23 protein-coding genes and 1 pseudogene are annotated in these 25,164 nt (G+C 72.1%); 14 read left to right on the forward strand and 10 right to left on the reverse strand.

Annotation, left to right across the window (positions count from 1 at the left end; translation table 11 throughout):
* Positions 1 to 53 precede the first annotated feature (53 nt).
* The 5 genes and pseudogenes from QF034_RS21065 (at position 54) to QF034_RS21080 (ending at position 2,833) form a co-directional block, all read left to right on the forward strand.
* Positions 54 to 476 carry an ATP-binding protein gene (locus tag QF034_RS21065; protein WP_307179938.1) on the forward strand — a complete coding sequence of 141 codons (423 nt, stop codon included), beginning with the start codon at positions 54 to 56 and terminating at the stop codon, positions 474 to 476.
* Positions 473 to 664, forward strand: coding sequence for a hypothetical protein (locus QF034_RS21070; protein WP_307176417.1), 192 nt, complete (start codon positions 473 to 475; stop codon positions 662 to 664). The genes QF034_RS21065 and QF034_RS21070 overlap by 4 nt, the downstream gene beginning before the upstream one ends.
* A 75-nt stretch (positions 665 to 739) precedes the next feature.
* Positions 740 to 1,648 (forward strand): annotated as a pseudogene (locus QF034_RS21075) (amidohydrolase family protein); the annotation flags it as partial.
* A 42-nt stretch (positions 1,649 to 1,690) separates the two neighbouring features.
* Entirely contained in the window at positions 1,691 to 2,125 is a 435-nt protein-coding gene (locus QF034_RS41540; protein ID WP_370880956.1) for a glutaredoxin domain-containing protein, read from the forward strand.
* Positions 2,126 to 2,152: 27 nt separating this feature from the next.
* Complete coding sequence (locus QF034_RS21080) at positions 2,153 to 2,833, forward strand: 2-phosphosulfolactate phosphatase (protein ID WP_307176418.1); 681 nt, start codon at positions 2,153 to 2,155, stop codon at positions 2,831 to 2,833.
* Positions 2,834 to 2,933: 100 nt separating this feature from the next.
* On the opposite strand, the gene QF034_RS21085 is transcribed toward QF034_RS21080, so the two are convergent.
* Positions 2,934 to 4,991: an RICIN domain-containing protein gene (locus QF034_RS21085; protein WP_307176419.1), complete on the reverse strand. Its 2,058-nt coding sequence runs from the start codon at positions 4,989 to 4,991 to the stop codon at positions 2,934 to 2,936.
* Between the two features lie 306 nt (positions 4,992 to 5,297).
* Between QF034_RS21085 and QF034_RS21090 the strand changes: the two genes are divergently transcribed.
* The gene (locus QF034_RS21090) at positions 5,298 to 6,323 is read left to right on the forward strand and encodes a LacI family DNA-binding transcriptional regulator (RefSeq protein WP_307176420.1); all 1,026 of its coding nucleotides are present in this window, start codon (positions 5,298 to 5,300) and stop codon (positions 6,321 to 6,323) included.
* Between the two features lies 1 nt (position 6,324).
* Here QF034_RS21090 and QF034_RS21095 read toward each other — a convergent pair whose 3' ends face one another.
* Both QF034_RS21095 and QF034_RS21100 read right to left on the reverse strand, forming a co-directional pair.
* Positions 6,325 to 6,483, reverse strand: a complete 159-nt coding sequence (locus tag QF034_RS21095; RefSeq protein ID WP_307176421.1) for a hypothetical protein — start codon at positions 6,481 to 6,483, stop codon at positions 6,325 to 6,327.
* Between the two features lie 24 nt (positions 6,484 to 6,507).
* Entirely contained in the window at positions 6,508 to 7,128 is a 621-nt protein-coding gene (locus tag QF034_RS21100) for a TetR/AcrR family transcriptional regulator (RefSeq protein WP_307176422.1), read from the reverse strand.
* A gap of 158 nt (positions 7,129 to 7,286) precedes the next feature.
* Between QF034_RS21100 and QF034_RS21105 the strand changes: the two genes are divergently transcribed.
* From QF034_RS21105 to QF034_RS21115, 3 genes are read left to right on the forward strand one after another with little or no spacing between them, the layout of a single operon-like run.
* Complete coding sequence (locus QF034_RS21105) at positions 7,287 to 8,057, forward strand: SDR family NAD(P)-dependent oxidoreductase (RefSeq protein ID WP_307176423.1); 771 nt, start codon at positions 7,287 to 7,289, stop codon at positions 8,055 to 8,057.
* Between the two features lie 49 nt (positions 8,058 to 8,106).
* Complete coding sequence (locus QF034_RS21110) at positions 8,107 to 9,912, forward strand: flavin-containing monooxygenase (RefSeq protein WP_307176424.1); 1,806 nt, start codon at positions 8,107 to 8,109, stop codon at positions 9,910 to 9,912.
* Positions 9,909 to 11,525 (forward strand): SMP-30/gluconolactonase/LRE family protein, encoded by a 1,617-nt coding sequence (locus QF034_RS21115; RefSeq protein WP_370880825.1) that lies wholly within the window; start codon positions 9,909 to 9,911, stop codon positions 11,523 to 11,525. The genes QF034_RS21110 and QF034_RS21115 overlap by 4 nt, the downstream gene beginning before the upstream one ends.
* 98 nt (positions 11,526 to 11,623) lie before the next feature.
* Here the strand turns inward: QF034_RS21115 and QF034_RS21120 are convergent, their stop codons facing one another.
* A complete protein-coding gene (locus QF034_RS21120; RefSeq protein ID WP_307176426.1) occupies positions 11,624 to 13,057 on the reverse strand; it encodes a DEAD/DEAH box helicase in 1,434 nt (477 codons plus the stop codon).
* 157 nt (positions 13,058 to 13,214) lie between these two features.
* A complete protein-coding gene (locus tag QF034_RS21125) occupies positions 13,215 to 13,418 on the reverse strand; it encodes a cold-shock protein (protein ID WP_010032345.1) in 204 nt (67 codons plus the stop codon).
* Positions 13,419 to 13,767: 349 nt separating this feature from the next.
* Here QF034_RS21125 and QF034_RS21130 point away from each other — a divergent pair, with 349 nt between their 5' ends.
* From QF034_RS21130 to QF034_RS21140, 3 genes are all read left to right on the forward strand, one after another.
* Entirely contained in the window at positions 13,768 to 15,975 is a 2,208-nt protein-coding gene (locus QF034_RS21130) for an MMPL family transporter (protein ID WP_307176427.1), read from the forward strand.
* A 110-nt stretch (positions 15,976 to 16,085) separates the two neighbouring features.
* Positions 16,086 to 17,342, forward strand: a complete 1,257-nt coding sequence (locus tag QF034_RS21135) for a sensor histidine kinase (RefSeq protein WP_307176428.1) — start codon at positions 16,086 to 16,088, stop codon at positions 17,340 to 17,342.
* Entirely contained in the window at positions 17,339 to 18,019 is a 681-nt protein-coding gene (locus tag QF034_RS21140; protein WP_307176429.1) for a response regulator transcription factor, read from the forward strand. Before QF034_RS21135 ends, QF034_RS21140 begins: the two co-directional genes overlap by 4 nt.
* Positions 18,020 to 18,025: 6 nt before the next feature.
* On the opposite strand, the gene QF034_RS21145 is transcribed toward QF034_RS21140, so the two are convergent.
* The 4 genes from QF034_RS21145 to QF034_RS21160 all read right to left on the reverse strand — a co-directional run bounded on the left by QF034_RS21145 (position 18,026) and on the right by QF034_RS21160 (position 21,874).
* A complete protein-coding gene (locus tag QF034_RS21145; protein WP_307176430.1) occupies positions 18,026 to 19,198 on the reverse strand; it encodes a serine hydrolase domain-containing protein in 1,173 nt (390 codons plus the stop codon).
* 98 nt (positions 19,199 to 19,296) lie between these two features.
* Positions 19,297 to 20,004, reverse strand: a complete 708-nt coding sequence (locus QF034_RS21150; RefSeq protein WP_307176431.1) for a response regulator — start codon at positions 20,002 to 20,004, stop codon at positions 19,297 to 19,299.
* A complete protein-coding gene (locus QF034_RS21155; RefSeq protein WP_307176432.1) occupies positions 20,001 to 21,170 on the reverse strand; it encodes a sensor histidine kinase in 1,170 nt (389 codons plus the stop codon). Before QF034_RS21155 ends, QF034_RS21150 begins: the two co-directional genes overlap by 4 nt.
* Before the next feature lie 62 nt (positions 21,171 to 21,232).
* Positions 21,233 to 21,874, reverse strand: a complete 642-nt coding sequence (locus QF034_RS21160; protein WP_307176433.1) for a MerR family transcriptional regulator — start codon at positions 21,872 to 21,874, stop codon at positions 21,233 to 21,235.
* A 191-nt stretch (positions 21,875 to 22,065) separates the two neighbouring features.
* On the opposite strand from QF034_RS21160, the gene QF034_RS21165 reads away from it, so the two are divergent.
* Together QF034_RS21165 and QF034_RS21170 are read left to right on the forward strand one after the other, a co-directional pair.
* The gene (locus QF034_RS21165) at positions 22,066 to 22,986 is read left to right on the forward strand and encodes a hypothetical protein (RefSeq protein WP_307179939.1); all 921 of its coding nucleotides are present in this window, start codon (positions 22,066 to 22,068) and stop codon (positions 22,984 to 22,986) included.
* A complete protein-coding gene (locus tag QF034_RS21170) occupies positions 22,983 to 23,453 on the forward strand; it encodes an ABA4-like family protein (RefSeq protein WP_307176434.1) in 471 nt (156 codons plus the stop codon). Before QF034_RS21165 ends, QF034_RS21170 begins: the two co-directional genes overlap by 4 nt.
* 110 nt (positions 23,454 to 23,563) lie before the next feature.
* Here QF034_RS21170 and QF034_RS21175 read toward each other — a convergent pair whose 3' ends face one another.
* Positions 23,564 to 25,003, reverse strand: a complete 1,440-nt coding sequence (locus QF034_RS21175; protein WP_307176435.1) for a hypothetical protein — start codon at positions 25,001 to 25,003, stop codon at positions 23,564 to 23,566.
* Positions 25,004 to 25,164: the final 161 nt, after the last annotated feature.

Genomic DNA, 25,164 nt, shown 5'->3' on the forward strand with positions numbered 1-25,164 from the left:
GGCGACCGTGCGAACGGCCCCGGGGCTTGGCCGATCTGAGAGAGCAGACCGACATGCCGCAACCTACGACGCAGGCGCGTCACACCGGCTGTCCCGGGTACAGCGAGACCCTGCCGCGTGAGCCCGAGAGCGCGGGCAGGGCCCGGCGCCTGGTGTGTGTCGCGCTGGCCGCCTGGGGTCTGGACGAGCTGGCCGACGACGGGGCCCTGATCGTTTCCGAGCTGGTGTCCAACACGGTCCGGCACGCGCGATGCCGTTCCATCCGCGTCACGGTCACCAGACCCGAGCCGTCGCGGGTGCGCATCGGGGTCGTGGACAAGTCCAAGCGGTTACCGGAATTACGGGATCCGCGCAGGGGCGACGAGAGCGGGCGCGGCCTCGTGCTCGTCGGAGCGCTGGCGAAGGACTGGGGCACCGATCACCTGCCGTGGGGCAAGCGGGTGTGGGCGGAGCTGCACGGGGAGGAACGCGGATGACCGGCGAGCGGAGACCCTGGGTGGGCGACTTGGTCCATGACGAGATCGCCGGCCGGCGCGGTGTCGTCACGGATGTGCGCGGCGGCGCGGTCTGGGTGCTGCGGCCGGAGTACGGCCCGGGGCAGTGGACTTCGCGGCAGCCCGAGCGCCTGGCCGTGGTCACGGGCCGCGAGGAGAGACGGACGTAGCCGTGACGGATCCCTCACCGCTCTCTCGTGCAAGGGAGTGGACCGACCGCCTCGCCCGGGCCGATCGTGGGCGGCATGGATGATCACCGTGTGGCGCCAGTCGACCCTGCCGGTCCGCGTACGGAAGCGGAGGAGGTCCGTCGTTTCCGGGAGCGGCTCGGGCTTCCCGGGCTGATCGATGTGCACACGCACTTCATGCCCGAGCGGGTGCTGCACAAGGTGTGGGACTACTTCGACGCGCTCGGGCCGATGACCGGAGGGCTGGAGTGGCCGATCACCTACCGGCAGGAGGAGGCGGAACGGGCGGACATCCTGCGGGCGTTCGGGGTGCGGGCCTTCACCGCGATGCTGTATCCGCACAAGCCGGGCATGGCCCGCTGGCTGAACGGCTGGGCGGTCGACTTCGCCCGTCGCACCCCCGACTGTCTGCACACCGCGACGCTCTTCCCCGAGCCGGGCGTCGAGGCGTACGTCCGGGAGGCCGTCGAGGCGGGCGCGCGGGTCTTCAAGGCGCATGTGCAGGTGGGGGCGTACGACCCAGCCGACGAACTGCTCCAGCCGGCGTGGGGGCTGCTGGCCGAGGCCGGGATCCCGGTGGTGATCCACTGCGGCTCCGGGCCCGCGCCCGGCAAGCACACCGGCCCCGAGCCGATCGCCCGGGTACTGGCGCGGCACCCCCGGCTGCGGCTGGTCGTCGCGCACATGGGAATGCCCGAGTACGAGGAGTTCTTCGGCCTGGCCGAACGGTACGGGGAGGTGCGGCTGGACACGACGATGGCGTTCACCGACTTCACCGAGACCTTTATGCCGTTCCCCCGCCGGGCCCTGCCCCGGCTGGCCGCACTGGGCGACCGCGTCCTGCTCGGCACCGACTTTCCCAACCTCCCCTATCCGTACGTGCACCAGCTCCACGCCCTGGAACGGCTGGACCTCGGAGAGGACTGGCTGCGGGCGGTGTGCCACGACAACGCGGTGGAGTTGTTTCGGGCTGTGAAGGTTGCTGCCGTGAGGTTGACTCGGAGCATGATGCGCGCCTGGGTCCTGCCCTTGCTGCTGGTGCTGTGCGGCTCGGCCGTCGCGGCCGGACTGATCTCCGCGGGGAACGCCGGTGCCGCCACGGCAGTCCTGCTGCTGTTCCTGGTGCTCGCGGGTGTGAACTCGCCCCTGATCTTCCCGAGGTCGATCAGTGCCCCGGAGGCACAACGCCGCAGCGCGGTCGACGGACGGCCGGTCGTCTACTGGCGGCCGGGCTGCACGTACTGCATGCGGCTGCGCATCCGGCTGGGCCGCGGCGCCCGCCGGTTGCACTGGGTCGACATCTGGCGTGATCCGGCGGGAGCCGCAGTGGTGAGGGCGGCCAACGACGGCAACGAGACCGTGCCGACGGTCGTCGTGGCGGGCAGGCCGCACACCAACCCCGACCCGGAATGGGTGCGGGAACAGATCTCCTCTTCCCCGTGATCTCGGGCAGGGCATCACAATGGCGCGATGGACCATCACTTCCTCGGCATACCCGAGTTGACCGGCGTTCCCCGTGTCGCGGTCGTCATCGACGTCATGCGTGCCTTCACCGTGGCTGCCTGGGCCTTCTCGCGTGGCGTCGAGAGGATCGTCCTGGCCGAAACGGAGAGTGAGGCACTTGCCTTGAAGGAGAGCCACTCGGGCTGGCTGGCTCTGAAGGACGGAGCTCCAGCGGCGGGCTTCGACGCGGTGAACTCACCCGGCCTGCTCAGGTCACGTGATTTCGCCGGCCGCACGCTGGTGCAGAAGACGACGGCAGGAACCGTGGGCGCGCTGGCCGTCGCCGACGCGCCGCTCGTCCTGTGCGCGAGCTTCGTGGTGGCCGGCCCGACCGCGCGGTTCCTGCAGGCCAGGGGGGATTGCGGTCCGGTGACGTTCGTCGTCACCGGCGAGGGTGGCCGGGCCGACGAGGACCTGGCCTGTGCTGAATACATCGGTCGATGCATGGCCGGGGGCGGTGTCGAGGCGGACCCGTATCTCCGGCGCGCGAGGAATTCCCGTGCCGCGGCAGACCTCGCCGGTGGGCTGCGGAGCGGATTCCACTTGGACGATGTCGATCTCTGCCTGGAGATCGACCGGTTCTCCTTCGCGATGGTGGCTCGCCAGGAAGAGTCCCTGACGGTGCTCCGCCCCGTTGCGGTGCCGTGAACCACCCACTCCGGCACGACGACGCCCCCGGCCTCGCCGTCACCATGGGGTGCGGCAGGCCGAGGGCGTCGTGCAGAGGGTGTGTGCGGGACGCAGAAGGCTAGCTGCCCGTCACGTCCGTCACCTTCCAGCGCTGGTTGGAGCCGGAGTTCGGCTGCCAGAGGCCGACCGAGGCGCCCTCGTTCGTGGACTGGCCCCCGACGTCCGGGAGTTGGCCGGTGGCGGCGTTGACGAGGGTCCAGGTGCCGTCACCGGTCGAGGACATGATCCACTCGGTGGCCTTGTCGCGGCGGCCCTCGTCCGGCTCGGCGACCAGGGCGCCGTCCCGGACGGCCAGGCGCTTGTCCGTGGTGGTCTCGGTGAACACGTACCGCTTGCGGTTGTCCTTGCCGCGGATCTGCTCCACCCGCCACTGCTGACCGCTCGGGTCCGAGGCGTTGGCGCTCTTGATGACCAGGCCCGTGCCGTTGCCGGCGATGGTGAGGTCCTTGCCGCTCTGGACGCCGGTCAGCCGGTAGGTGTGGCCCTTCCGCAGCTCGGCCGCGTCCTTCGCGACGCCGGACACGCCCTTGACGAGGAAGGACGTCACCGACTGGGCGGGCACGGTGACCGTGGCCTGCTTGCCGGAGACCCGGACCGCCTTCTGCTTCTCCAGCTTGCCGTCGGCGCTGGTCACCACCGGGGTGACGGTGGCGTGCGAGGAGACCCGGCCGAACTTCGACAGGTCGAGGGTGACCGCACGGGACTCGGTGGCGCTGTTGACGTGGACGACCGTCGCCGCGTCGCCCTTGCGGGAGATCGCCGCGGTGCTGGACGTGTCGTTCGTCTTGATCAGCCGGTCGCCGGGCTTGATGAAGTGCGTGAAGTTGCGGGCCGTGTCGAACTTGGTGTTCGTGTAGACCGGGCAGGACTTCAGTGTGTCCTTCGAAGTGCAGCTGAACGGGAGCTGGATCTCGCCCCAGTTGCCGCCCTTCGCGGACTCACCGCCCGGCTTCATGTTGTCGTAGTCCTCGACGGGCTGCCAGAACACCCAGGCTTTGGGCTCCAGTTCGCGCAGGTCGTCGACCATGCGCTGGGCGAGGCCGAGGCCGGGCCGCATGTCCGTGAAGCTCTGGCCGTCGCCCCAGTCGCCCTCGACCTCGCTCATCCACAGCGGCTTGTCGGCGGCCTTGGCGAGGTCCCGGACGGTGGTGCGCTGGCCGGTGCCGTAGGTGTGGACGTTCATCTGGCCCACCAGGTCGCGCACGTCCTGGGGGTAGGAGTTCCAGTTCGTGGCGAACGTGCCGGGATTCGTCTCGTCCATCGCGGAGATCTCCGCGTCCGACTTGGATTTCTTCAGGACCGGGGCCAGGGCGCGGATCACCTTCTGCTGCAGCTCGGGGCCGATGTGCGCGCCCTCCTGGCGACCGCCGACCGGCTCGCCGTCCGGGCCGAGCTTGGTGCCCCAGTAGTTGGTGTTCGGCTCGTTGAACGGGTCGAGCGTGTCGACCTTGATGCCGTGTGCCTTCTCCAGCCGCTCGGTCGCGCCCACCAGGTACTTGGCGAAGTCCTCGACGGACTCCGGCTTCAGCTGGTCCTTGCCCGCGTCGAAGTTGCCCGAGACGTAGCCGCTCTCGGTCATGAACCAGGGCGGGGAGTTGCTGAAGGTCTCCCAGTGGGTGATGTCCTTCTTGATGCGGTCGACCCACCAGCGCTGCGTCTTGTCCGCGTTCTTGTTCCAGTCGGCCGGGTCGTCGGCGTCCCACCAGTCGACGTCCTCGCGGGTGGTGCCCGCCGGGGCCTTCCACCAGCCCTCGACCGCGCCGCCGGCCCGCAGGTAGTCCTTTACGTCCGGGGCGTTGCCGCCGCCGATGTTGTAGCGGGCGATGTTCAGGGCGAGGCCCTCGTCGCCGAAGAGGAGCTTGTAGAGCTTCTCGCGTATCTCGGGCGGGTAGTCGCCGGTGGCGTTGGCGAACCAGACGAGGCTCGTGCCCCAGCCCTCGAACTTCTCCCCCGAGTACGAGGGGTCGGGCTGGACGGTGACCCCGGCCGCGGCGGCCTCGGCAGCCGTCGTCTCGGCGTGCGCGGCGGGCAAGGTGGCGGTGGCCAGGACGGCTCCGGTCGCCAAGGTGACGCCGATGGCCCCGAGGAGCCTTCTCTTGCGGGTGCGGTGTGCCATCTCGAGTACTCCAGCTCTTCTGCGTGCCGCGCGTCCCGGCGGACGCAGAGATCGGGGCCTACGTGGTGCGACTGGTACGGATTCGGCGGCTTCTCGTACGATTTCGACTAGGCAATGTTTACGTAAACATCCACTGGCGGGATGTCTACACTGTCCGAATCTCAGGGGTCAAGGACTCGTTCCGGACCGAAACTTGCGCGCCGGTCGCGTAGGGAGGGGAATGTGGGCACAGTGGACGGCGAGAGCGAGTCGAGGGGCACGAGCCGGACGAGAAGGCGTGCGGCCCGGCCCCGTCAGGGTGTGTCCATGGCGGACGTCGCCCAGCTCGCCGGCGTCTCCTCCCAGACGGTCTCGCGCGTCTCCAACGGCTTCCCGGGCGTCACGGAGGACACCCGCCGGCAGGTCCTGGCCGCGATGCGGGAGCTGGGCTACCGCCCCAACAGCGCCGCACGGGCGCTCAAGCGCGGTGAGTTCCGCACCCTCGGCGTGATCACCTTCTCCCTCTCCACCATGGGCAACATCCGCACCCTGGAGGCCATCGCCACCTCAGCGGCCCAGCACGGCTACGCCGTTACGCTGCTGCCCGTCGCCGTCCCCACCCAGGACGAGGTGAACGGCGCCTTCTCCCGCCTGGGCGAACTCGCCGTGGACGCCGTGATCGTCATCATGGAGATCCATCTGCTGGACGCGGCGACGGTCTCGCTCCCGCCCGGTGTGCAGGTCGTCGTGGCCGACTCGGACGCCGGCGACCGCTACACCGTGGTCGACACCGACCAGGCGGGCGGCGCGCGGGACGCCGTACGGCACCTGCTGGACCTCGGCCACGAGACGGTGTGGCACCTGGCCGGCCCCGAGGGCTCCTTCGCCGCCCAGCGCCGCGCCAACGCCTGGCGCGACACCCTCACCGCGGCCGGCCGCGTCCCGCCGCCCCTGGTCCGGGGCGACTGGTCGGCCGAATCCGGCTACCGGGCCGGGCTACGGCTGGCCGACGAGCCGGACTGCACCGCGGTGTTCACGGCCAACGACCAGATGGCCCTGGGCCTGCTCCGGGCCCTGCACGAACGCGGCCTGCGCGTCCCCGGCGACATCAGCGTCATCGGCTTCGACGACATCCCCGAGTCCGCGTCCTTCCTCCCGCCCCTCACGACCATCCACCAGGACTTCGCCCAGGTGGGGCGGCTGTGCGTGGAGGGAGTGCTGAGCAAGATGCGGCAGGACGGGGAGGAGCACGGGACGACGCTGGTGCCCACGCGGTTGGTGCGGCGGGAGAGCACGGGGGCGCCGGGCCGGGACCGACGGGGTGAGGGAGCACGCCCACGGGCATCGCGGTGACTCAGATGCTCACGGCCCGCCGCGCCCGGCTGATCACGCGCTGAGCGGCGGTCCCGTACACGGCGGCCTCGTCGAAGGCTTCCCGGACGCGTGAATACAGGGCGATCGTCTCCCCGTCGTCCAGCCACAGCGCGGCGTGCCAGTCCCCGACGACGACCAACCGGTCATCGAAGATCCAGAACTCTCATCCCCGCCCCACTCTGTCGATCATCCGCAACGCCCGCGTCACCGTCTCCGCGAAGGACGGTCCCGCCGACCGGTCGGACCGCAGGGCCCAGTCCTCCACCGCGATGCGCATCGCGGTGTTCAGTACGCCCGCCTCCACCCGGACCGCGAGGTCACCGGCCGGCCGGCCCGTTCGCTCGGCGATCATCGCGGCGAACGCGGCCTCCGCGTCGTAGTGCGCCTCCAGCCACACCGCTCGCAGCCCAGGCTCGTCACGGCTCAGCCGCAGCAGGTCGCGCAGGGCCCGCACGCGCGGTGACGTCTCGTCGTCGTACCGGATGCTCAGGATCGCCTCCGCGAGGGAGTCGTGCTCCTCCCGGCAGTCCCGCAGATGTTCTCGCAGCAGCTCCAGGCCCGTGGTGAGCAGGGGGCGTACGCACTCCTCCTTGGAGCGGAAGTAGCGCCACAGCGTGCGCGTCGACACCCCCGCCGCGGAGGCGATGTCCTCCGCCGTGACCGCCGCCACGCCCTTGGCGGCGAAGAGCCGGACCGCCTCCTCGGCGATCTCCATCCGCGTCTCGGCGCGCCGCCGCTCCGTCAGCGGCGGCCGCCCCGTGGCCCCACCCGATCGTCCGGCCATGCGCCCTCCTCGACTTGCCGCCCCCACTCTATTTTACGTCACGTCACGTCTCTCTGGCGTGAAACGACCTGTTGGCACGACGCGTCTTTATGTCGCACTGAGACAAAAACCAGTACTGTGCCCGAACGCCGGGCCAACGCGACGAGCAGAGGAGCGCCATGGGTGCCACGGGTCTGTCAGGCAAGAGCGTCATCGTCACCGGAGCCGCCTCCGGCATCGGCCGCGCCACCGCCCTGCGGTTCGCGCAGGAGGGAGCGCGGGTCGTGGTCGCCGACCTGAACGCGGAGGGCGCCAAGGGGGTCGTCGGGGCCATCGAGTCCGCCGGGGGAAGGGCCGTCGCCGTCACGGGCGACCTGAGCGACAGCGCCGTCGTCGACGCGGTCGTGGCCGCCGCGGTCGACACCTTCGGCGGCATCGACGTCCTGGTCAACAACGCCGGCGTCATGGACAGCATGTCCGCCGCGGCGGACGTCACCGACGCCGAGTGGGAGCGGGTCCTGCGGATCAACCTCACCGCGCCGTTCCTGCTGACCCGGGCCGTGCTGCCGCACATGATCGCGGCGGGCGGCGGCGCCATCGTCAACACCGCGTCCGAGGCGGCACTGCGCGGCAGCGCGGCCGGCACGGCCTACACCGCCTCCAAGCACGGCGTCCTCGGACTCACCCGCTCCCTCGCGGTGATGTACCGGGACCAGAACATCCGCACCAACGCCATAGCCCCGGGCGGCACGGCCACCGACATCACCGCCGGCCTCCACATCGACCGGGAGGCCCACGGACCGGCCGTCGTCGGACGGCACTTCGTCAACATGGGCCGCATCTGCGACCCGGAGGAGCAGGCCGCCGCCATCGTCTATCTCGCCTCCGACGCGGCGAGCAGCGTCAACGGCGTCGTCCTGCCGGTGGACAACGCCTGGGCCGCGGTCTGACCCCACCCGCCATCCGGCCTCCCCGTACCGCGAGAGGAAGAGGACACGCATGTCCGCCCCCCACACTCCCCTGCCGGCCCTGGACTTCGACCCGGACGCCCTGCGCGAGCGGTACCGGGCCGAGCGCGACCGGCGGATCCGCCCGGACGGCAACCGCCAGTACCGGCGCACCACCGGCGAGTTCGGCCACTTCGACGAGGACCCGTACGCCGAGCCCGGATTCACCCGGGAGCCGCTGCAGGACCACGTGGACGTCGTGGTCGTCGGCGGCGGCTTCGGCGGCCTGCTGACCGGTGCCCGGCTGCGCCAGGCCGGCGTGGAGAGCGTCCGGATCATCGAGAAGGGAGCCGACTTCGGCGGCACCTGGTACTGGAACCGGTACCCGGGCATCCACTGCGACATCGAGTCGTATGTCTACATGCCGCTGCTGGAGGAGCTCGGCTACGTCCCGAAGTGGAAGTACGCGCCGGGCGAGGAGATCCGGCAGCACGCGCAGGCGATCGCCCGGCACTTCGGCCTCTACCGCGACGCCTGCTTCCGGACGCAGGTGAGCGAACTGCGCTGGGACGAGGGCGAGTCCGCCTGGCTCGTCACCACCGACCGCGGCGACCGCATGACCGCACGCCACGTCGTCGCGGCCACCGGCCTGCTCAGCCAGCCCAAACTGCCCGGCATCGAAGGCATCGAGTCCTTCAAGGGCCATATGTTCCACACCAGCCGCTGGGACTACGACTACACCGGCGGCGACGCCGGCGGCGGACTGCACAAGCTCGCCGACAAGCGCGTCGCCCTCATCGGCACCGGCGCCACCGCCATCCAGGTCGTGCCGCACCTGGGCCGGGACGCCCAGCACCTGTACGTCTTCCAGCGCACCCCGTCCTCCGTGGACGTGCGCGGACAGCGCCCCACCGACCCCGAGTGGGCCGGCTCGCTGCAGCCCGGCTGGGCGCGGCGGCGCCGGGACAACTTCCTCGCGGTCGTCACGGGCGCCGGGGCCGACGAGGACCTCGTAGCCGACGGCTGGACCAGCACCGCCCGCCTCCAGCAGAAGCTCATCCCCACCGACGGCTTCACCGGCCTCATACCCGAGGAGCGCGAACGCCTGGAGGAGATCGCCGACTTCCAGAAGATGAACGAGCTGCGGGCCCGGGTCGACGCGATCGTCCAGGACCCGGCGACGGCCGAGAAGCTCAAGCCCTGGTACCGCTACATGTGCAAGCGGCCCACGTTCAGCGACGGTTACCTGGAGACCTTCAACCGGCCGAACGTCACCCTCGTGGACACGTCCGGCCACGGGGGCGTGGAGCGCGTCACGGAGCGGGCCGTCGTGGCCGGCGGGGTGGAGTACGAGGTCGACTGCGTCATCTTCGGCACCGGTTTCGAGGTCGGCGTCTCCGGGCTGCTGTCCGGGCAGCTCCCCGCGTACGGCAGGGACGGCGTGGCCCTGCTGGAGGCCTGGGGGAAGACCGGCCCGAGGACCCTGCACGGCTTCTACAGCCGCGGTTTCCCCAACCTGTTCATGCTCGGCTCGGTGCAGTCCGCCAGCTCCGTGAACTACGTGCACGTCCTGGACGAGCAGGCCACGCACGTCGCCGAGGTGATCGCCGAGGCGCGCAGGCGCGGGGTCCGGTGCGTGGAGCCGACGGCCGAGGCGGAGGCCGCCTGGGGGGACGTGATCCGTACCAAGTCGGTGGACCTGTACGCGTTCCAGTCCGAGTGCACCCCCGGCTACTACAACGCCGAGGGCATGCCGAGACCCCGCAGCGAGTCGTACGGCGACGGCCCGATCGCGTTCTACGAGCTGATCCGGCGCTGGCGGGCGGAGGGCGGCATGGACGAGGTGCTGGGCTCGTGACGGGGCGTTCGAGCAGCCACGAAGCGAGTGGCGTGCGCAGCACCCGCTGGGCGGCCCGGCGCCTCAACTCGCCGAATCCGCTGTGGGGTTCGAACGGTGTCGCGTTCGGCCCCGACGGGCGGCTGTACGTCGCGCAGTTCCTCGCCGGGCAGATCAGCGCCGTCGACCCGGCCACCGGGGACGTCGAGGTCGTGGTCCCGCCGGACGGCCCGGTCCAGTCGCCCGACGACCTGGCCTTCGGGGCGGACGGGTCGATGTACATCGCCGACCTGGTCCCCGGCCGGGTGTGGCGCCGCAGCCCCGGGGGCGAGTACGGCCTCGTCTCCGACGAGGTGAAGGTGCCCAACGGCATCACGTGCGTCGGCGACCGGCTGTTCGTCAACGAGATGCGGATGAACGGCCGGCTGCTGGAGCTCTTCCCCGGGGGCGGTGACCCGGTCGTCCTGACCGACGGGCTGGCCCTCGGCAACGCCATGCAGCTCGGCCCGGACGGCTGCCTCTACTACCCGCACATGGTCGGCAATCAGGTCTGGCGCATACCCCCCGACGGCGGAGTGCCCGAGGTCGTCGCCGAGGACGTGCACGACCCGGTCGCGGTCCGCTTCGACCAGGGCGGCGTCCTGCACGTGCTGTCGCGCGGCCCCGAGGGCATCGTCACCCGCGTCGACCTGCGCGGCACGGGCTCCCGCTCCCTGGTCACCAGCGGGGTCACGGGCCTGGACAACGCCGCGTTCGACGGGGAGAACCGCATGTTCGTCTCCAGCTTCGCCAGCGGCGGCATCACGGAGCTCCACCCCGACGGACGCACCCGCCCCGTCGTACCGCGCGGCCTGGACGGCCCCTACGGCGTGACGATCGACCTGGGCGGCACGGTGTACGCGGCGGACCACTACCGCGTGACCCGCCCGGAGGAGCCCGACCCCGGCGCGTCGGGCGACGTCACCACGGAGATCCTCCAGCCCTTCGTCCACGGCATCACGGCCGACGGCGACGTCCTGCACACGACCTCGCAGTTCGGCACCGTCCAGACCTACGACCCCGCCACCGGCACCACCCGCACCAGGGCGACCGGCCTGGACCAGCCCCTCGGCATCACGGCCCGCCCCGACGGCACCCTGGTCGTCGCCGAGACGGGCGCCGGCCGCGTCATCGCCATCGACGGGACGGACACGGTCACGGTCCTGGCCGAAGGCCTCGACCACCCCGTGGACGTCACGCTCGACGCGGAGGGCCGCTGCTACGTCAGCGACGAGCGGCGCGGGGCGGTACTCCGCCTCGACGACGGCGAGCCGGTGCCGGTCGCGGACGGCCTCGGCACCCCGCAGGGCCTCGCCGTCCACGGCGACGACCTCTTCACCGTGGACACCGCGCACCGCCGGCTCTGGTCGGTCTCCCTCACGACGGGCGACACCCGCGTGGAGGCGGTAGACCTGTCGGTCGGCACCCCCGCGGGGACCGCACCGCGCCAGACCCCGGCCCTCTTCGCCCACGGCCTCCCCGGCGTGGCCCCCCGGTTCGCGGGTCTCACCGCCGCCCCGGACGGCTCCCTGCTCCTGTCGTCGAACGGGGAGGGGACGGTGATACGGCTGTCGCGGACACGGACCGGCACCTGAGCGCACGGCGGGGTGCCGACCGCCAGGTCCTCCGCCCCCGCCCTCTTCGCCCACGGCCTCCCCGACGTGACCCGCCGGGGAGCAACCCGCGGAGCGGTTCAGCGGCGGCGCCCCCGGGAGGGCCTGCCGCGGCGGGCGCGCGGGGCGGAACCCGTGCGCGCGGGGCCGTTGTCGGAGGGCGGCGGGGTGAGGACGACGGGCACGCCCGAGGGCGCCTGGGCGCCGGTGATGCGGGTCAGTTCGGCCGCGCCCGAGCGGACCCGGGTGACGCGCGGCGTGATCCCGGCGTCGGCCATCAGGCGGGCCGTCTCGCGGCGCTGGTGGGGCAGGACCAGCGTGACGACGGTGCCCGACTCGCCGGCCCGGGCGGTCCGGCCGCCGCGGTGCAGATAGTCCTTGTGGTCGGCGGGCGGGTCCACGTTGACGACCAGGTCGAGGTTGTCGACGTGGATGCCGCGGGCGGCGACGTTGGTGGCCACCAGGACCGTGACCTCGCCGTCCTTGAACCGGGCCAGGGTGCGGGTGCGCTGCGACTGGGACTTCCCGCCGTGCAGGGCGGAGGCGCGCACCCCGACGGCCAGCAGCTTCTTGGCGAGCCGGTCGGCGGCGTGCTTGGTGTCCAGGAACATGATCACGCGGCCGTCGCGGGCGGCGATCTCCGTCGTGGTGGCGTGCTTGTCGTCGTCCTCCACGTGGAGCAGGTGGTGCTCCATCGTGGTGACCGCGCCGGCGGACGGGTCGACCGAGTGCACGACGGGGTCGTGAAGGTAGGTACGGACCAGGCGGTCGACGTTGCGGTCCAGCGTGGCCGAGAACAGCAGTCGCTGGCCCCCGGGCTGCACCTGGTCGAGCAGGGCGGTCACCTGCGGCATGAAGCCCATGTCGGTCATCTGGTCGGCCTCGTCCAGCACCGTGACGGTGACCCGGTCCAGGCGGCAGTCACCACGGTCTATGAGGTCCTTGAGCCGGCCGGGCGTCGCGACGACGACCTCGGCCCCGCCGCGCAGCGCGCTCGCCTGGCGGCCGATCGACATGCCGCCGACGACCGTGGTGAGCCGCAGCCGCAACGCCTGGGCGTAGGGAGTGAGCGCGTCGGTGACCTGCTGGGCCAGTTCCCTGGTGGGGGTGAGGACGAGGGCCAGCGGCTGCCGGGGCTCGGCCCGCTGCCCGTCGATGCGGGCCAGCACGGCGAGACCGAAGGCGAGCGTCTTGCCCGACCCGGTGCGCCCGCGGCCCAGCACGTCCCGGCCGGCCAGGGAGTTCGGCAGCGTCGCCGCCTGGATCGGGAACGGCACGGTCATGCCCTCGGCGCGCAGCGCGGTCAACAGCCGCTCGGGAAGGGCGAGTCCGGCGAAGTCGTGCACGGCGGGCAGCGCCGGGGTGAGGGTGGCCGGCGGCGCGAACTCCCCGCCGGGCGCGGTACGGCGCCGGGGGCCGCCGCGGCCCGCACCGGCCGTACGGGCGGAGACGCTTCGGCCCGCCGCCTTACGGGAGTGGGGCGAGCCGTTGTTCTTGCGAGCGGTGCGATCCAAGGGGATCCTTCCTCGATGCGGCACACGTATCGGGGAATTCCCGGCAGCCGGGAGGGGCCGCACCAGGATTCGCAACACTGAGCCGGGTTTTGGATGAGAACGAGGCTGGGGCCCGCACCTCACGGTGCGGGCCCCGGTCACGTCGGACGCGTCAGCGTCAGGCGGGCACGATGTTCTCGGCCTGCGGGCCCTTCTGGCCCTGCGTGACGTCGAAGGTAACCTTCTGGCCTTCCTGAAGCTCGCGGAAGCCGGAGGTGGCGATGTTCGAGTAGTGGGCGAACACGTCAGGACCGCCACCCTCCTGCTCGATGAAGCCGAAGCCCTTTTCCGCGTTGAACCACTTCACAGTGCCAGATGCCATGCTGAATCTCCCTTAGGGGGACAAACCCGAGACCCGCACTTTACGGACTCGGAGTCGCTGAAATGATCACCCTCGGAGAGATCCGAAAATCCTCGGCAACTAAAAAGAGTGCTCGTCGACAAAGGTCGATAGAGCACTCGAAGTCTCTGGGAACCAAAACTGCAACAACAACGACGGTAGCACAGGCCGAGCCGGATGGCCCGGGAATCTCGTACCCGAGGTGTACGGGCGGCCCGCTCGTACTGCGTTCCGAGTAGGCCGGATTGTCGGCAGCCGCACGACGACGGGACGGCTCGCCGCCGGAGAGCCTTGGCAGACGATCGACACCCAGATGTGGAGACCCGCTGCCGTGGCTACTTTCCTGTATCGAGTGGGCCGACTGGCCTTCCGGCGACGTTGGTACGTCGCCCTGGTCTGGGCGGCCGTCCTGGCCGCCGTCGGGCTCGGTGCCCTCCGGGCGCCGGGGGCCGCCGACGAGGGCTTCTCGATGCCCGGCATCGAGTCCCAGAAGGCGTTCGACCTGATGGAGCAGCGCTTCCCCGGGGCCACGGCCGACGGGGCGACCGCCCGGGTCGTCTTCATCGCGTCCGGCGGCGAGAAGGTGACCGCCGCCGAGAACAAGCAGGCCATCGAGAAGGCCGTGACCGGCCTCGGCGACGGCACGCAGGTCGCGAGCGCCGTCGACCCGTTCCAGGCGAAGACGATCAGCAAGGACGGCTCGACCGCCTTCGCGACCGTTACCTACAAGGTCGGGGTGGACGACCTCACCGACGCCAGCCGCACCCACCTGGAACACGCCCTCGACCAGGCCCGGGACTCCGGGCTCACCGTCGAGGCGGGCGGCAGCGCGCTGGCCGACAACGCCGGGCCGGGCGGCACGGCCGAGGTGATCGGCGTCTCGATCGCCGCCGTCGTGCTGCTCGTCACCTTCGGTTCCCTGGCCGCCGCCGGGCTGCCCCTGCTGACCGCCCTCATCGGCGTCGGCGTCAGCATGGCTGCGATCCTCGCCCTGTCCCAGGCCCTCGGCCTGTCCACCACCACCGGCACCCTGGCGATGATGCTGGGCCTCGCCGTCGGCATCGACTACGCCCTGTTCGTCGTCTCCCGCTACCGCGAGGAACGCGCCAAGGGCCGTGCCCCGCAGGAGGCCGCCGGACTCGCCGCCGGCACGGCCGGGTCCGCGGTCGTCTTCGCCGGGCTCACCGTCGTCATCGCGCTGGCCGGGCTCGCCGTGGTCGGCATCCCGATGCTCACCAAGATGGGCCTGGCCGCCGCCGGCGCGGTCGTCGTCGCCGTACTCATCGCGTTGACGCTCGTCCCGGCCTTCCTCGGCTTCTGGCCGAACGCCGTGCTCACCCGGCGGGCCCGCAAGAGCGGCCGGATCGAGGAGAGCGACGGCGACAACGGCGGCAGCCGCTGGGCCCGGTTCGTGCTGCGCCGCCCCATACCCGTGCTGCTCCTCGGCGTCGTCGGCCTCGGCGCCCTCGCCCTGCCCGCGGCCGGCCTCCAGCTGGGCATGCCCGGGGACGAGGCCAAGCCGACGTCCACGACCGAACGCCGCGCCTACGACGCGCTCGCCGAGGGCTTCGGGCCGGGCTTCAACGGGCCGCTGACCGTCGTCGTGGACGGCAGGGGCGCCACCGACGCCAAGGGCGCCGCGGACGAGATCGCCCGGGAGATCGGCGCCACGAAGGGCGTCGTGTCCGTCTCCCCGGCCCGCTTCAACGGCGCCGGTGACACCGCCGTCTTCTCCGTCGTGCCGTCCACCGCGCCGACCGACGAGAAGACCAAGGACCTGGTGACGACCATCAGGGGCGAGCGGCCCGGCATCGAGTCCGCCACCGGCGCGAGCTACGAGGTCACCGGCACCACCGCGATGAACATCGACATAGCGGAGAAGGTGCAGGCCGCGCTGGTTCCTTATCTGACCGTGGTCGTCGGCCTGGCGATCGTGCTGCTGCTGGTGGTCTTCCGGTCCCTGCTCGTCCCGCTCAAGGCGGCCCTCGGCTTCCTGCTGTCGGTGCTGGCCTCCCTCGGCGCGGTCGTCGTGGTGTTCCAGCAGGGCCATGGCGCGCAGCTCTTCGGGGTGGAGCAGACCGGCCCGATCATGAGCCTGATGCCGATCTTCCTGGTGGGCATCGTCTTCGGCCTCGCGATGGACTACGAGGTGTTCCTCGTCTCACGGATGCGGGAGGCGTACGTCCACGGCGAGTCGCCCGCGCAGGCGGTCACGTCCGGCTTCCGGCACAGCGCCCGGGTGGTCGTGGCGGCGGCCCTGATCATGATCGCGGTGTTCGCCGGGTTCATCGGCGAGAGCGACTCCATGATCAAGATGATCGGGTTCGGGCTCGCCTCCGCCGTCCTGTTCGACGCCTTCGTCGTCCGGATGGCGATCGTGCCGGCCGTCCTCGCCCTGCTCGGCCAGCGGGCATGGTGGCTGCCGAGGTGGCTGGACCGGGCCCTGCCCCGCGTCGACGTGGAGGGCGAGGCCCTCAGCCGGCCGGAGCGGGAACCGGCCCCGGACCCCACACCGGACCGGGAGCCGGCGCGCACCTGACACGCCCCGCACCAGGGCCGCCCGTGGCGAAGGACACGGGCGGCCACTCGGGCGTTCCCGCCCGGCGTCGACCACCATGGTCCCCAGCCCACCACCCCCCGGAGAGCCCGATGAGCATCACCCTGGAGCGGCGCTACGCGGATCGCCTGGAGGAGTTCTCGGCGCGCCACACGATCCTCGTCGATCTGGCGATGGTCCTGGCGCTGATGGGCTGCGCGGCCCTCGGCGGCTCGCTCACCCTGCCCAGCGCCGAGCCGCCGGACCAGGACCCGGCCGCCACCGTCCTCATGGGCGTCGCGTGCCTCGTCCTGCTCAAGCACCGCACCCACCCGCGCACCGCCGTCGTCGTGTCCGGGGGCTGCACGGTGGCCGCGGTCGCGCTCGGCTATCTGGTCACGCCGCTGCTGCTGGCCCCGGTCATGGCGGCGCTGTACTGGCTCGCCACCCTCACCGACCGCAGGACCACCCGCCTCTACGGCATCATCACCATGCTGGCGGTGATCGTCGCGGCCGTGTTCTCCCACTCCATGGACCACCTCTCGCTGCTGCTGAGGACGATCGGCCCGTTCTTCTGGCTGATGCTGCCCCTCGCCGCGGGCAACATGACGCGGCTGCAGCGTGCCTACCTCCATGCCGTGCAGGCCCGGGCCGAACACGCCGAGCGCACCCGAGAGGAGGAGGCCCGGCTGCGCGTCACCGAGGAACGGATGCGCATCGCCCGCGAGCTCCACGACGTCGTCGCCCACCACATGGCCCTGGCCAACGCCCAGGCCGGCACGGCCGCGCACCTCGCCCTCACGCACCCCGAGCAGACCCGGAAGATCCTCACCGACCTGACCGGCACCACGTCCTCCGCGCTCCGGGAACTGAAGGCCGCCCTGGGCCTGCTGCGGCAGGACGACCACGAGGACCACACCGGCCCCGGCTCCACGGCGCTCGAACCGGCCCCCGGCCTGGCCCGGCTGCCCGAGCTGGTCTCGGCGTGCGAGTCGGCGGGCCTGGAGGTCACCGTCATCACGGAGGGGGAACCGCAGCCGCTCTCGCCCGGCGTCGACCTGACCGCGTTCCGGATCGTGCAGGAGGCGCTCACCAACGTCACCAAGCACGCCACCGCCGAGGCCGCCCACGTACGCCTCGCCTACACCGGCTCCCGCCTGCTGATCACGGTCACCGACGACGGCACCGGCAAGCCGGCGGCCGAGGCCCCTCACGGCAGCCGCGGCTTCGGCGTCATCGGCATGCGCGAACGCGCCCACTCCATCGGCGGCGAACTGTGCGCCGGCCCGCGCCCCCAGGGCGGCTTCGAGGTCACCACGGCCCTCCCGCTGCAACCCACCACCCTCCCCGCCGAAGGAACCACGCCATGACCATCAGGGTGCTGCTCGCCGACGACCAGGCCCTGCTGCGGGCCACCTTCCGGATCCTCATCGACTCCTGTGCGGACTTGGAGGTGGTCGCCGAGGCCTCCGACGGCGCCGAGGCGGTGGAGCTGACCCGCGCCCACCACCCCGACATCGTCCTCATGGACATCCGCATGCCCGGCACCGACGGCCTCACCGCCACCGCCCAGCTCTGCGCCGACCCGGACCTGTCCGCCACCCGCGTCCTGATCCTGACCACCTTCGAGACCGAGGACTACGTCGCCCAGGCGCTGCGGGCCGGTGCCAGCGGCTTCCTCGGCAAGGACGTCACCGCCGACACCCTGCTGGCCGGCCTGCGCACGGTGGCCTCCGGCGAGGCGCTCCTGTCCCCCGGCGCCACCCGCTCCCTGATCACCCGCTTCCTCCTGGCCCCGGCCCCCGACAGCCACCTGGCACCACCGGAGCGCCTCGCCGACCTCACGGTCCGCGAACGCGAGGTGATGGCCCTGGCCGCGGAGGGCAGGTCCAACACCGAGATCGCCGAGGACCTCACGCTCAGCCCGCTGACCGTCCGCACCCACATCCACCGGGCCATGACCAAGCTGAACGCCCGCGACCGTGCGCAACTGGTCGTCATCGCCTACCAGACGGGCCTCGTACGGGCCGCTCCGCCGACCGTGTGAGGGCTGCTACGGCCGCCCGTACACCGCCACCATGATGTTCTCCGCGACCTTGTTCATGTCCTGGCCCTTGGCGTCCGTGGAGTTGACGCTGTAGACGAGGGTGCGCGAGCCGTCGCGGGTGGAGGCGATGGCGGCGTTGTATCCCCAGCGCCCGCCCGTCTTCCCCCACACCTCGCGCCCGCCCAGCACCTTCATCGAGAGGCCGGCGGCATACGCGGCCGGCTTCCCGTTCTTGAAGTCGGTCACCCGGGGCAGCGTGAACATCTCCTCCAGGAGCGGTCCGCGCACGACCCGGCCCTGGAACAGGGCGTCGGTGAACCGTTCGAGGTCTGCCGTGGTCGAGATGAGGTCCCCGGCCGCCCAGCCGTCCGTGGATCCCCACACGGACACATCGCGCAGCCCGGTCGTGCCGTCGTCCAGCCGCATGGTCTGGTAGCCGTGGTTGTGCCGGCCGGCGATGTGCGGGTTCTTCCCCGGCAGGTAGGTGCCGTGCAGCCCGAGCGGGCGCAGGATCCGCCGGGCGACCTCATGCTCGTACGTGTCACCGGTGACGCGTTCGATCAGCAGGCCGGTGATCGTGTACCCGATGTTGAGGTAGTGCTGCCGCTCGCCCGGGGCGAACTCGGGCTTCTTGGAGGTCGCCGAGCGGACCATGTCCCGGGGGTCGTGGACCCGGAAGCGGTCGGCGTACACCTCCTCGACCGTGGTGCCCGGGAAGTCGGGGGCCGGGATGCCGTGGGTGTGGTTCAGGAGCTGCCGGACGGTGACGCCCCCGTACGACGCCGGGATCAGCTCCGGCAAGTAGGAGCGGGCGCTGCGGTCCAGGTCCAGTCTGCCCTCGGCGGCCAGTTGCAGGGCGACCGCCGCGGTGAAGACCTTGGTCACGGAACCGGCGCGGAAGCGGGCGCCCGGATCGGCCGGCCGGCCGCTGCGCAGGTCGTGCACGCCCGAACTGCCCCGCCAGACGCCCTCGTCACCTCCGACGCGCACGAGCGCGGCGGTGGCGTCGGCGCTGGGGAGACCGGCGATGGCGGCGGCGAGGGCGGGGTTCCGGTGCTGGACGGCCAGGTGGGTGGAGGCCCGGTCGGGAGGCGTGGCGGCGGCGGCCGGGAGGGCCGACGGCCCCGCCACGACTCCCGCGAGGAGCACGGCGGCCAGCAGGGAAGCGGTACGGGACATGGTCAACTCCGTGGATGTGAGCCGTTGTTGTGGTGTGCGGCTCCATCCTCGGGACCGGCGGTGCCGGGCGGATCACCCCCGCGAGGGGTCTCGGAGGGTCAGTTTCTCGCCGACGAGGGGGAGGGGCCGGCCCGGTCCGCTCCCCCGGGCGGGGGATCCCCGGCCGCGACGAGCCCGGTCTCGTACGCGCAGATCACGGCCTGGATCCGGTCCCGCAGGCCCAGCTTGGCCAGCACGTTGCCGACATGCGTCTTGACCGTGTGGTCGCTGACCACCAGCTCCGCGGCGATCTCGGCGTTGGACAGGCCCCGGGCGAGCAGCAGCAGCGTCTGGCGCTCCCGCCCGGTCAGCACGTCGAGGCGGGCGGCGGGCCGGGGATGCCTCGTGGAGCGCGTGTACTGCTCCACCAGACGCCGGGCCACGGAGGGCGCGAGCAGCGCGTCGCCCCGGGCGACGACCCGGACCGCGTGCACGAGGTCGTCCCGGCGGACGTCCTTGAGCAGGAAGCCGCTCGCGCCCGCGTGCAGCGCGTCGTACACGTACTCGTCGGAGTCGAAGGTCGTGAGCATCACCGTCCGGCAGTCGCCCGCGGCGCTGATCGCCCGGCAGGCCTCGATCCCGTCCATGCGCGGCATGCGCACATCGAGCAGCGCCACGTCGGGGGCGTGCCGCCGCACCGCCTCGACGGCCGCGGCCCCGTCGCCCGCCTCCGCGACGACCTCGATGTCCGGCTGGACGTCCAGGATCAGCGCGAAGCCGCTGCGCACCAGTTCCTGGTCGTCGGCGACCACCACCCGGATCGTCACCGCCCCGCCTCCACCACCGCCGCCACGGGAATCCGCACCCGCACCTCGAACCCCCGCCCGTCCGCTCCCCGCCCGGTCACCGCGCTCCCTCCGAGCGCCGCCGCCCGCTCCCGGATCCCGACGAGCCCGTGCCCGCCCCGGCGCCCGCCGCCCCCGGCCTGCGGCCCACGCCCGTCATCGGCCACGCATACACACAAGTCGCTGTCTCCGTAGGTCAGTTGTACGGTCACGGTACGGGCACCGGCGTGCCGGACGGTATTGGTGAGGGCCTCCTGGACCACCCGGAAGACGGTCGCCGCGACGGCCCCCGGCACCGGCCGGACGGCCCCCGCGGTCCGGTACACGACCTCCAGCCCACCGCCGGCCCGCACCCGGTCGCACAGATCGGGCAACTCCGCGATCCCGGGCTGCGGTTCGCGCAGGGGGACACCGTCGCTCACCCGCAGCACACCCAGCATCCGGCGCAACTGCTCCATGGCGTCCCGTCCGGTCGCGGAGATGGCGTCGAAGGCGGCCTCGGCCCGCTCCGGCGCGGCCCGCACGGCCACCGGCCCGGCCTCCGCCTGCACGATCATCAGGCTCACGGCGTGGGAGAGGATGTCGTGCATCTCCCGTGCGATCCGGGCCCGTTCGCGCGCGGCGGCCTGCTCGGCCTCGACGCGGTGGGCCCGCTGACGGGCGTCGGTGAGCCGCCCGAAGACATAGGCGGCGGCGAACACGAAGACGGAGAAGGTCAGTTCACGGGCCGACCGGGTGTTGAGCCACACCCCCACCGGCACGGCGACCAGCAGCACGAGCCCGGTGACGAGCCGTTTGCGGGCGGGCGACAGTGCGGCAACCGTGTACACGACCACCAGCCCGGCGTACGGCAACGGCTGCCCGGGCCCGTCCACGGTCAGCCGGTACAGCCCGTTGGCGGCCAGCACCGCGAACAGCACGGCGACGGGAGCACGCCGCCGCCAGACCAGGGGCACCACGCCGAGCGTGCTGAGCCCGTACGCGGCCCAGGTCGCCGGCGGTGCCCCGGCCGCCCGGGGCACGACGAACGGCATGGTCATCGCGGCCTGGACGAGGAGCGCGACACCGATGTCGACGAGGAACGGATTGGCCGCCCCCAGCACCCGGCCGCGCTCCCACCACTCCCGTAAGCCCCCGCGTATGTCCATAGGGCGTACACGGTAACGGCCCCTGGCGCGGCCCACCGGGAGTCCGGAAGGCGACCCGCCGACTAGCTCGTCCCGCCCTCCGCCCCGTACAGCCTGGCCGACGCGTCGACATGGGCCAGGCGGCGCAGTGCGCTGAACACCGCCTCGCCCAGGACCGTGCCGATGACCACGCCCTCCACCATGTCCTCGACCGCGACGCGCCGGTCCACGTACGCGAGGTCGGCCCGGGCCACCTGCTCGGCGGCTTCGGCGTAGGTGTCGAGGAGTTCGGCGAAGGTTCCGTGGCCCAGCCGGGTCAGGGCGGCCAGGGCTCTGGCGAGGTCGGTGGCGGCGGGGTTCGACTCGTGGGTGCGCCAGCCGCGTCGGGAGATGAGGTCGGTCACGGTGGTGCGGGCGGCCGCCGATTCGACGTCGTCCTGGTCGGCAGCCGGGCCGCCCATGCGGTCGGCTGCCGCGCCGAGCACCTTGTGCAGCGGGCGTTCCGGGTCGTCGACGGCCGCCAGTACGTCCGCGATCTCCGCCACCTTCATGCCGCCGACGTCGAGCAGGGCGCGGATCAGCCGAAGCCGGCGTTCGTGTGTCTCGTCGTAGCTCGCCTGGTTGCGGCTGGTCAACTCGCCTGCGGGGAGCAGCCCTTCGCGGACGTAGTACTTGATCGTCGGCACCGGCACCCCGGTCTTCCGGCTCAACTCACCGATGCGCAATGTCCGTTCACTCCTTGCCCTTCGCCCTGCACGTCGTGCCGGCCCTTGCCGACTCGGCTCTCATGATAGATAGTGGGGCTATCTGATAGCGGATAGTGCCGCTATCCATTTGCTGCTTGTCTAGCTCAGGGGTGGGCATGGTGTTCTTACGTACGTCCTGGCATCGGCCGCTGGTGGTGTTCTCGGCCGCGATGGCGGTCATGGCCGTCGTGTCCGCCGTGGGAATCGTGGTCGACGACCGCGTCCTCGTGGGGGCCCCGATCTGGGCCAAGCCGTTCAAGTTCGCGGTCTCGTTCGTGGCGTACTGCCTTTCGCTCGCCTGGATGCTGTCGCTTCTCCCCGGCCGGCGGCGCGTGGGCTGGTGGGCGGGGACCGTCGTCGCGCTGGCGAGCCTCGTCGAGATGGTGATCATCACCGGGCAGGTCGTCCGCGGCAAGCGCAGCCACTTCAACCACGAAACACCGTTCGACGAGGCGCTGTTCAACGCGATGGCCGTCACGGTCGTCGTCCTGTGGGCGGGCACGCTCATCGTCGCCCTACTGCTGCTGCGCGCCCGGATCACCGACCGGGCGTCCGCCTGGGCGATGCGCTGCGGGATCCTGCTGGCGCTGGCCGGGGCGGCCGTCGGCTTCCTGATGACCCAGCCCGCGCCGGGGCAGCGGCGCGGTGTCTCCGAGGTGGTCGGTGCGCACAGCGTGGGCGTGCCGGACGGGGGTCCCTCGATGCCGCTGACCGGCTGGTCCACGACCGGTGGTGATCTGCGGATCCCGCACTTCTTCGGCATGCACGCGCTGCAACTCCTGCCGCTGCTGCTCATGCTGCTGACCGTCCTCGCACCGCGCTTCGCCCGTCTCGCCGACGAGCGGGTCCGACTGCGTCTCGTGCTGCTCGCCTCGGGCGCGTACGCCGCCGTCTTCGCGCTGCTCCTCTGGCAGGCGCTGCGCGGCCGGCCGCTGACCCGCCCGGACGGGGCGACGCTGGGGGCGGCCAGCCTGATTCTGATCGCCGTCGCTCTCGGGGTGTACGGGGCCGTGCGGGCGGGCCGGACGTCCCGTGCACACGGGGCGGCGGACGCGACAAGTGCTCCCGTTTCGAAGGATCTCGTGTCATGACCGGCTTCCTCTTCGAGCTCTCCTTCCTCCTGGCCGCGCCCGTCTGGCTGCTCATGATCTTCGCGCCGGCGTGGGGACCGACCGCTCGCATCGCCGGGTCACCGTTGACCGTGCTGCCGGTGCTGTTCGTGTATGTCGCGCTCGCGGTGCCTGTGTTCCCCGAGTTGTGGACGGCGGTCAGCAGTCCGGACCTCGGCAGCTTCCGCGAGCTGACGGCCCTGCCGGACGGTGCCGGTGCCGTCTGGGCGCAGGTCATCGCCTGGGATCTGCTGATCGGGCAGTGGATGTACCGGGAGAGCCGGCGGCTGGAGATCTCCGCCCTGCTGATGGGACCGCTGCTGCTTCTCACGATCCTGCTGTCGCCGTTCGGGCTGCTGGTGTTCCTGGGGATCCGTGCGGTGCGGGCACGGCGGGCGGGGGCGAGGCCCTCGCCCGGCGTGCCGGTGCGGAGTCAGGCGCGCAGGTAGCCCGTTCCGACGCTGCTGCTGAGTCGCACTGGGGCTGCCGGTCGAGCTGTCGACGGCCTGGCCCTGGGTCGCGGGCGTGACGGGCCGGACCGGGCCGGGAGACCGGACGGTCACCGTCGGACGACCGGCCGGAACGCGTCCCGTACGCCGGACTTGGTCGTCGAGACGAACTGGTCGCCCGGCCCCAGGTCGTACATGTAGTACTCGTAACGCAGGACCCTCGGGCAGCTGCCGCCGCCGATCTGGACCGAGCGCGGGTCGAGGCGCTTGCCGGTGCGCAGTTCGTAGACCTTCAGGGGGATCTTGACCTTGTAGAAGGTGACTTGGTGGGGCAGGTACCTCGACTTGTCGTTCTCGTAGTAGCAGGTCTGCACGGCGGCCCCGTTCTCCGCCGCGCCCGCGCAGACCACGAGCGCGGCCCTGGCCGGGTCGCCGGTGCGCCAGGAGCCGGGGAGCTTGTCGGTGTACTCGGAGTCGCCGAGGAACAGGGCGCGGTGGGTGCCCTTGCGGTAGGGCGGGGCACCGCTGTACTTCGCGGGCCTGGAGCAGTAGCCGGAGTCGGCGCCGGACGTGTTCTCGACCAGGCCGCGCACATGGTCCAGTTCGATGGCGAGGGTGGCCTCGCGGACGCCGTCGCGGGCCTTGCCGGCGCGGGCGTCGTCGGGGTACGTGTCGAGGAGCCGCTGGTAGTGGGTCCGCGCCTGCTGCCAGGCGTCCTCGGTCATCAGGTGGTCGCCGCAGCCCACCAGGGCGGCGGGTTCCGTGCGTGCCGCCGGGCCGGCGGAGCGTTCCAGGACGTCGTGGGTGGGGGCGCGGTCGCGGAGCCAGGCGGTGAGGGCGGCGGTGTTGCAGGAGTCGTCGGTGGGCAGGCCGTCGAGGAAGGCGTCCAGGACCGTCCTGACGGTCCGTTCGTTGCCGGGCTCGTCGAGGACGCCGGCGAGCGTGCCGAAGCCCTGCCGCAGGTCCTCCGTGCTGCCCCTGCGCGCGGCGCGGGCCAGGGTGGCCGCCGCCCCGTCCAGCCGGTGGCACGCCGTCACCACCGCGTCGCCGGGTGCCACCACCGGCGCGCCCGCCAGCCGGTGGCTCCACCCCACCTCGCCCTGCGCGGCGACGGCCGCCTCGCAGTCGCCGCCCTCGCGGGCCTCGGTCACACGGTTCTCGATGCCGTACGCGTCGACGCGGAGCAGTACGGCGGTCAGCACCACCGCGAGCGCGAGCCCGAGCGTCCCCGCGCGCTGCCCGCGTCGTACGGCCCGCTCCGGGCGGCGACGGGCCAGGAACCAGCCGTGGGCGATGCCGGCCGCCCACCACAGCAGCAGCAGGATCTCGTACCGGCTCCGGGCGGTGGAGGCGGTGAGGTCGAGGAGCACGGCCGTGCCGAGCGCGGCGGTCGCGGCCAGGCGCCACCGGCGCAGCAGCAGATAGCCGATGCCGAGCAGCGTCGCGTTGCCGAGAGCCACCGCCCACGGGTCGGCGGAGGCCGGGGGCTGCGGCGGCCCGGAGGGCTCCGGCGGCAGGGGCGGACCGGGTTCGTACGCCGGGTACGTCATGCCGTGACCACCCCCGCGGCCGGGCCGGGTACCGAGACCTGCGGCCGGCGCCGCGTCGCGATCGCCTCATGGCCTCTTCGCCCGGCCGTGAGGTGCCGGGTGTGATGACGTCCGTGCATGGCTCTCCTCCAGCCTGTCGCGGATGGTGTGTGCGGACACAT

This window comes from Streptomyces africanus (genome assembly GCF_030816955.1).
In the GTDB taxonomy this organism is placed as follows: domain Bacteria; phylum Actinomycetota; class Actinomycetes; order Streptomycetales; family Streptomycetaceae; genus Streptomyces; species Streptomyces africanus.

Coding starts and splice junctions, on each gene's coding strand:
- QF034_RS21175 (WP_307176435.1), bottom strand. CDS start 25,003: ATGACGTACCCGGCGTACGAACCCGGTCCGCCCCTGCCGCCGGAGCCC.
- QF034_RS41540 (WP_370880956.1), top strand. CDS start 1,691: ATGCGCGCCTGGGTCCTGCCCTTGCTGCTGGTGCTGTGCGGCTCGGCC.
- QF034_RS21145 (WP_307176430.1), bottom strand. CDS start 19,198: ATGTCCCGTACCGCTTCCCTGCTGGCCGCCGTGCTCCTCGCGGGAGTC.
- QF034_RS21085 (WP_307176419.1), bottom strand. CDS start 4,991: ATGGCACACCGCACCCGCAAGAGAAGGCTCCTCGGGGCCATCGGCGTC.
- QF034_RS21135 (WP_307176428.1), top strand. CDS start 16,086: ATGAGCATCACCCTGGAGCGGCGCTACGCGGATCGCCTGGAGGAGTTC.
- QF034_RS21100 (WP_307176422.1), bottom strand. CDS start 7,128: ATGGCCGGACGATCGGGTGGGGCCACGGGGCGGCCGCCGCTGACGGAG.
- QF034_RS21105 (WP_307176423.1), top strand. CDS start 7,287: ATGGGTGCCACGGGTCTGTCAGGCAAGAGCGTCATCGTCACCGGAGCC.
- QF034_RS21140 (WP_307176429.1), top strand. CDS start 17,339: ATGACCATCAGGGTGCTGCTCGCCGACGACCAGGCCCTGCTGCGGGCC.
- QF034_RS21165 (WP_307179939.1), top strand. CDS start 22,066: ATGGCGGTCATGGCCGTCGTGTCCGCCGTGGGAATCGTGGTCGACGAC.
- QF034_RS21170 (WP_307176434.1), top strand. CDS start 22,983: ATGACCGGCTTCCTCTTCGAGCTCTCCTTCCTCCTGGCCGCGCCCGTC.
- QF034_RS21065 (WP_307179938.1), top strand. CDS start 54: ATGCCGCAACCTACGACGCAGGCGCGTCACACCGGCTGTCCCGGGTAC.
- QF034_RS21110 (WP_307176424.1), top strand. CDS start 8,107: ATGTCCGCCCCCCACACTCCCCTGCCGGCCCTGGACTTCGACCCGGAC.
- QF034_RS21080 (WP_307176418.1), top strand. CDS start 2,153: ATGGACCATCACTTCCTCGGCATACCCGAGTTGACCGGCGTTCCCCGT.
- QF034_RS21090 (WP_307176420.1), top strand. CDS start 5,298: ATGGCGGACGTCGCCCAGCTCGCCGGCGTCTCCTCCCAGACGGTCTCG.
- QF034_RS21155 (WP_307176432.1), bottom strand. CDS start 21,170: ATGGACATACGCGGGGGCTTACGGGAGTGGTGGGAGCGCGGCCGGGTG.
- QF034_RS21070 (WP_307176417.1), top strand. CDS start 473: ATGACCGGCGAGCGGAGACCCTGGGTGGGCGACTTGGTCCATGACGAG.
- QF034_RS21125 (WP_010032345.1), bottom strand. CDS start 13,418: ATGGCATCTGGCACTGTGAAGTGGTTCAACGCGGAAAAGGGCTTCGGC.